This is a genomic window from Halovenus anhuiensis (assembly GCF_037080055.1).
Lineage (GTDB): Archaea > Halobacteriota > Halobacteria > Halobacteriales > Haloarculaceae > Halovenus.
This window is the reverse complement of the sequence record NZ_JBAOJI010000001.1, coordinates 596,925-602,924: the sequence shown is the minus strand read 5'-3', so window position 1 is coordinate 602,924 and position 6,000 is coordinate 596,925. Positions and strand designations below refer to the sequence as shown.

General features: G+C 62.4%; 5 protein-coding genes. 3 read left to right on the top strand and 2 right to left on the bottom strand.

The window, feature by feature from the left end:
* The first annotated feature begins 299 nt into the window (after window positions 1-299).
* A complete protein-coding gene (locus tag V8P86_RS03125; protein ID WP_336325781.1) occupies window positions 300-1,664 on the top strand; it encodes a DUF4393 domain-containing protein in 1,365 nt (454 codons plus the stop codon).
* 19 nt (window positions 1,665-1,683) lie between these two features.
* Here the strand turns inward: V8P86_RS03125 and V8P86_RS03120 are convergent, their stop codons facing one another.
* Window positions 1,684-3,099, bottom strand: coding sequence for a wax ester/triacylglycerol synthase family O-acyltransferase (locus V8P86_RS03120; RefSeq protein ID WP_336325780.1), 1,416 nt, complete (start codon window positions 3,097-3,099; stop codon window positions 1,684-1,686).
* Between the two features lie 187 nt (window positions 3,100-3,286).
* Here V8P86_RS03120 and V8P86_RS03115 point away from each other — a divergent pair, with 187 nt between their 5' ends.
* A complete protein-coding gene (locus tag V8P86_RS03115) occupies window positions 3,287-4,903 on the top strand; it encodes a flavin-containing monooxygenase (RefSeq protein WP_336325779.1) in 1,617 nt (538 codons plus the stop codon).
* Here the strand turns inward: V8P86_RS03115 and hisF are convergent.
* Entirely contained in the window at window positions 4,900-5,715 is an 816-nt protein-coding gene (hisF, locus tag V8P86_RS03110) for an imidazole glycerol phosphate synthase subunit HisF (protein WP_336325778.1), read from the bottom strand. The genes V8P86_RS03115 and hisF overlap by 4 nt on opposite strands.
* A 91-nt stretch (window positions 5,716-5,806) precedes the next feature.
* Here hisF and V8P86_RS03105 point away from each other — a divergent pair, with 91 nt between their 5' ends.
* Window positions 5,807-5,989: a DUF7550 family protein gene (locus V8P86_RS03105; RefSeq protein ID WP_336325777.1), complete on the top strand. Its 183-nt coding sequence runs from the start codon at window positions 5,807-5,809 to the stop codon at window positions 5,987-5,989.
* Window positions 5,990-6,000 lie beyond the last annotated feature (11 nt).

Genomic DNA, 6,000 nt, shown 5'->3' with positions numbered 1-6,000 from the left:
CTCGCAGCCCCGATAATCCGCATGACTACCGGCAACGAACAGTACGAACGGCTCCGGGAGGCCTTCGCCGAGGAGAGCGTCGACCAGACGATCGATCCGTTGCACGACCCCGAATTCAACGACGAACGGAGCGACGCGATCGAGGGCTGGATGGCCGAGCGGATCACCCAACTGCCGCCGGAAGGCTTCGTTGAACTCCTCCGGCCTGCCTTCGAGGAAGACGAGTGGATGCTCATCCTCCTCGGCGCGGTCCTCGGCTTCGCCGCGGGCTGGATTCAACTCGTGGTGGTGACCGCAGCATGAGCCGTGATCTCCCCGACGGCGAGAGCGGTCCGCCGGCCGACGACTGGGGCCCCGCTGTCGGCGACGACGCCGAGGACGGTGCCCCGACGCTTCCGCTGCAGGAGATCGATCGCATCTTTTCGGTCGTTGAGCGGGCGCTGCAGGGCGATACGCTCGACCGCGAGCAGACCAACCAGCTGATCGAACTCTTCGAGCGGGCCATCGCCACCCCGGCACAGACTGACCCGGAGACGATTGCCGAGTTCGTCTCGATGATCGAGGAACTGCTCATCCGGCCCGGGGAACTCGAAGACGCGAACGTCGACGGAATCCTCTCGATTTTCGAGCAGGCACTCGCGGGGGTCGGCTCAGATCAGGAACGAACAGAAGACGTGCTCTCGGTCGTCGAAGCAGCCGTCCGCGATCCGACGAGTATCGAGCCTGCCGATGTCGAGCAATTCCGCTCCGCTATCGAGGGAACAATTACCGAGATGACCAACCCCTACACCGGCCCGCTCGGCGAGCTATTCGGGCTCTCGCGGGCGACGGGACTCGATCCAGCGGAGATCGACGAGGGCGAACTGGAATCGGTCCGGCTGGCCCGGCTGGCGACCGCGATGACACAGCGGGCGACGGGCTACTCGCTCGAATCGGGAGTCAGAACCGGCACGCGGATGGGGTACGCCGCGATGAACGCGACCTCCCCGGCGGAGCTGTTGACGGAGGTCCGTGCGATCACGCTGGACGAACTCAGACGATCGGGGGTCGATATCGGCGACGAACAGTCCGAGTGGCTCGACGCCCACGAAGACGCCGTCGTCAACGACCGGCCGGTCACCGCGGACCAACTCCGCCAGCGCGGGGAGCGCCTGCTCTCGAAATCGGCCGAAGTCGGTCGCGACGAGGCCTTCCATCCGGCGTATCCGTCGATGCTCGAAGCGCTGGCCGCCGACGAAGCCCGTATTCTCCGGCTGCTGGCGACGGAGGGGATGCAGGCCTCGCTTGACCTCTACGACAAACAGTATATCCCGTTCACCTCGCGGCTCATCGCCCGAAATCTCTCGATGGTCGGCAGCGACGCCGGCTGTCGTCACCCCGATCGGACGCCCGTCTATCTCCAGAATCTCGCACGCCTCGGGCTGATCCGCTTTACCGAGCAACCGGTCGAGAACCTCAAGCGGTACCAGGTGCTCGACGCCCAGCCGCACATCGAGGCTGCGATAGAGAAGGCCAAACGGCCGAAGACGGTCTACGGAAGCATCCAGCTCACCGAACTCGGGATCGACTTCTGTGAGAGCTGTCTCCCGGTGACGGTCGATCACACTCGCCAGCGCCGCCGATTCCGCGGTGAACAATCCGACGAATCCACCGAGGACAGCTAATCTGTTGCAGCCCGCGTGGTCACTTCTCTTCGAGCTTCGCTTCGAGCATGTCGATTTCTGCCTCGAAGTGTTCGGCGAGCGAACCCGCGTCGGGCAGCACGTTCGCGTCTCCGGCGATGCCGACCCGAACGTTTCCACCGTAGGTGATCAGGCTGATTCCGAGTCCCTGATCGACGGCCTGTGGTACCCAGAAGACCATATCCGTCACTTCTGTGCCGGCGAAATCGATCGTATTGAGCGGTCCGGGGACGTTCGTGACGATACCGGTCGCTCGCTTCTCGAACATCTCCATGAGTTTCTCTTGGCCGGATTCGGGCAGTAGACCGCCGAATTCGAGCAGTCTGTACATCAGGAAGGCTTCGACACCGAGTTTCCCGACGCCGACGTTCTCACGCATGAATTCGATTCGGTCGCCGAGGTCGCGTTTGCCGACAGGCAGCGGGAGGAAGGCCAGCCCGAACCCGTTTCCTAACTGTTCGTCCCGCGCCGCCATCGGCACGAGATTGACCGGCACAGTACAGCGGAGTTGGAGCCCCTCGGTGTCCTCGCCACGCGATTCGAGTTCCCGACGGAGCGCACCTGCGGTCACGGCGAGCAACACGTCGTTGACCGTGGCATCGTAGTCTCGCTTGATCCGTTTGACCTGATCGATATCGATCTCGTCGGTCCAGGAGGCACATTTCCGAGAGCCGAGCGTGCCGCGAAGTGACGTATCGGCCTCGTCGGGCATCCTGAGCAGATAATCGATCTCTTTGAGCGTCGTCGCGGCCAGTCCGGCCTTCCCGAAGCGAATCTCGCTGAGATCTGCGCCTTCGTCGGCGCTCCGTCCGCTGTCACTGTTGGGATTTTCCCCCTCAACTGTGCTATCGGCCGCGGGCGGTACTGTCGCGGCCCCACCGTCGGCCGCCGTGTCCTCTTTGCCCGGTGGGCTCGGGACGTTTCCGATCGGTAACTCGATCTCTTCGGGATTGTCCGCGAGCCCGAGCAGGACGTACAACAGCGCGAACCCATCCCCGAGGCTGTGATTGATTCGGAACGCAATGGCGTTGCCATCGCCGTCGTCGACATCGTCGACCAGATACGCCTCCCACAGCGGCCGGCGCTCGTCGAGCGGACGGCTCATGAGTCGGCCGACAAACTCCTGGAATTTCTCGTCGGTGGCGGGTTCGGGCAGCGAAATATCGTAGACGTGTGAGTCGATATCGAAGTCCTCGACGGTTTCCCAGTACGGTCGGCGAACCCGTCGCTTGCGTCCGCCGACTTTCTGCTTGAAGCGGTCGAACTGGAGCAACCGCTCTTCGAGGCGGTCACAGACCTCCTCGTAACTCACTTTCTCGTCGAACCAGAGGATCCCGGTTATCGTCATCAGATTGTCCGTTTTCCCCATTCGTCGCCACGCATTGTCCGCCCCGGATAGTGGATCTCGCTCCGGCATTGTCTCCTGACTGATCTTTCAGGATAGTGGATGTTAAAGCTTCGTTGTTTCCAGTTCCGGCCGCACGGGCCACTACAGGCCGGTGAACGTCCGCTTACCCCTCGGCCAGAGGTTTATTATTTCCCGGATCCAATCTGACAGTCGAGCATCAATGTGTGGGAATGTATCAGATACCACGGGGGGCGAGTTGGACGTCGACGCAGTCGTCGTCGGGGCCGGGTTCTCCGGGTTGTACATGTCGTATCGCCTGCGGGAACTGGGCCTGTCGGTTCGGGTCTTCGAGAAGGCCGACGATGTCGGGGGGACGTGGTACTGGAACCGCTATCCGGGCGCGCGGTGTGACAGCGAGAGTCACATCTACTGTTATTCCTTCTCCGAGGAGATTCGCGAGCAGTGGCAGTGGTCTGAGCGCTACCCCGAACAGCCGGAAATCCTCGACTACCTCCGCTTCGCTGCCGACCACCTCGACCTGCGCCAGCATATCGAGTTCGAGACCGAGGTCGACGCTGCCGAATTCGACGATGGCTCGTGGACGGTCACGACTGCCGACGGCACCACCGTCGACAGCAAGTTTTTCATCAGTGCTGTTGGCTGTCTCTCCGAACCGTACATTCCGGACTTCAAGAACCGCGATGCCTTCGAAGGCGAGTGGTATCACACGGCCCGCTGGCCCCACGATGGCGTCGACCTCGACGGCAAACGGGTCGGCGTGATTGGCACTGGTTCCACGGGGATCCAACTCATCCCAGAGGTTGCCGAACGCGCCGGCCACCTGACGGTCTTCCAGCGAACGCCGAACTACGCCGTCCCGGCGCGAAATCGCCCGCTCTCCGACGAGAAGTGGGCAGAGATCGAGGCCAATTACGACGAGATTTGGGAGGACGCCCGCTTCTCGTGGCTGGGGATGCCCTTCGAGATGAAACACCCGACGACGGCCGGCCTCTCCGACGAGGAGATCCAGGCCGCCCTCGAAGAACGCTGGCAGGAGGGCGGCTTCCGATTCCTCCACACCTTCGAGGACACGCTACTCAATCCCGAAACAAACGAGATCGTTTCCAAATTCCTTCGTGAGAAGATTCGCGAGCAGGTCGACGATCCGGAGACGGCGGAGAAACTTGTCCCGACGGATCACCCCTACGGGAGCAAGCGGCCGCCGATGGATTACAACGGCTACTACGAGACGTTCAACCGTGACGACGTGACGCTTGCCGATGTGGACGAGCATCCGATCACCGAGTTCACCCCTGAGGGCGTCCGGACGACCGACTCGCTGTACGACCTCGATACGATCATCTTTGCCACCGGATTCGACGCGATGACCGGCGCGCTGCTGGCGATGGATATCCGCGGACGGGACGACTACGTGCTCGAAGAGGAGTGGGAGGGCGGGCCGCGGACGTATCTCGGCCTCGGCGTCGACGGGTTCCCGAACCTGTTCACCATCACGGGTCCGCAGAGTCCGGCCGTCCTGAGCAACATGCCGGTCTCCATCGAACAACACGTCGACTGGATTACCGACTGTATCGAGTACATGCAAGCGGAGGGCTACGAGTATATCGAACCGCAATCTGAGGCCGCAGAGCAGTGGGTTTCCCAGACGAACACCCTCGCTGGGTCGATGCTGTTCTCGGAAGCGGACTCGTGGTATCGCGGCGCGAACGTGCCGGGCAAACCCCGCGTATTCACGCCGTATCCGGGCGGTGTCGAGACGTACCGGCGGGAGTGCGAACGCGTCGTCGAAAACGATTACGAGGGCTTCGATCTCACTGAGTCACTCGATCCGCTCTCGCAGTCTGCCGATTAGAGTCGGACCGGAATCCCGCGCTCGTCCAGATATTGTTTGGTCTCCTCGATGGAGTACTCGCCGAAGTGGAAAATCGAGGCCGCCAGTGCCGCGTCGGCGTTCGCTTCTGTGAACACCTCGTAGGCGTCTTCGGGGCTGCCACAACCAGAGGAAGCGATGACGGGTGTCGAGACGGAATCACAGACAGCTTTCATCAGTGGGATATCGTAGCCGTCCTTGGTGCCGTCGGCGTCGATGGAGTTGATGAACAACTCGCCCGCACCACGGCGTTCGGCCTCTTCGGCCCACTCGACTGCGTCCGTTCCAGTCCCCTCACGTCCCCCTTTGACGGTGCACTCGAACCAGCAGGACTCGCCGTCGACCTCCGCGTAATACTCACCTTCCTCGTCGAAGCGGCGGCGGGCGTCGACGGAGATGACGATACACTGACTGCCAAAGGATTGTGCGCCCTCACCGATCAGTTCCGGTCGTTCGAGTGCGCCGGTGTTGATCGAGACTTTGTCCGCCCCTGCCCGGAGCGTCTCCTTGATGTCCTCGCGCGTGCGGATGCCGCCGCCCACGGTCAGCGGGATGAACACCTCGTCGGCCACCGAGCGGACGGTGTCGAGCATCGTCTCCCGGCCCTCTGCGGAGGCGGTGATGTCCAGAAAGACGAACTCGTCGGCGCCGGCCTCGTTGTACTCCTTTGCCATCTCGACAGGATCGCCGGTGTATTCGAGGTCCTCGAAGTTGACACCCGTGTATACGGCGGCGTTGCCGTCGTCGTCGACATCGACATCGATACAGGGGATAATTCGCTTGGTGAGGGTCATGTCGGGTTACCGTCCGATAGGAGAGTCGGCCACCTATGCGTTTCTATGCCCAGCCGATACACCGAAGTATTCGGGGCGTCCACGTCCGATTATGAGCGACGATACGGATTCGGGCGAGTACGACCCGACAGAGCCGACCCCACCCGAACGCGAACCGCCACGGCGGAGCACCGCCCCGCAGAGTGCCTATACGAACGGACAGGTCGCCATCGGATTCGCTGTCCTGGTCGTGGGGCTTTTCGTCGTCTTCGGGTTGGGTGTCGCGCTGGCGTAGCTGACAGTTTC

Coding starts and splice junctions, on each gene's coding strand:
- V8P86_RS03125 (WP_336325781.1), top strand. CDS start 300: ATGAGCCGTGATCTCCCCGACGGCGAGAGCGGTCCGCCGGCCGACGAC.
- V8P86_RS03120 (WP_336325780.1), bottom strand. CDS start 3,099: ATGCCGGAGCGAGATCCACTATCCGGGGCGGACAATGCGTGGCGACGA.
- hisF (WP_336325778.1), bottom strand. CDS start 5,715: ATGACCCTCACCAAGCGAATTATCCCCTGTATCGATGTCGATGTCGAC.
- V8P86_RS03105 (WP_336325777.1), top strand. CDS start 5,807: ATGAGCGACGATACGGATTCGGGCGAGTACGACCCGACAGAGCCGACC.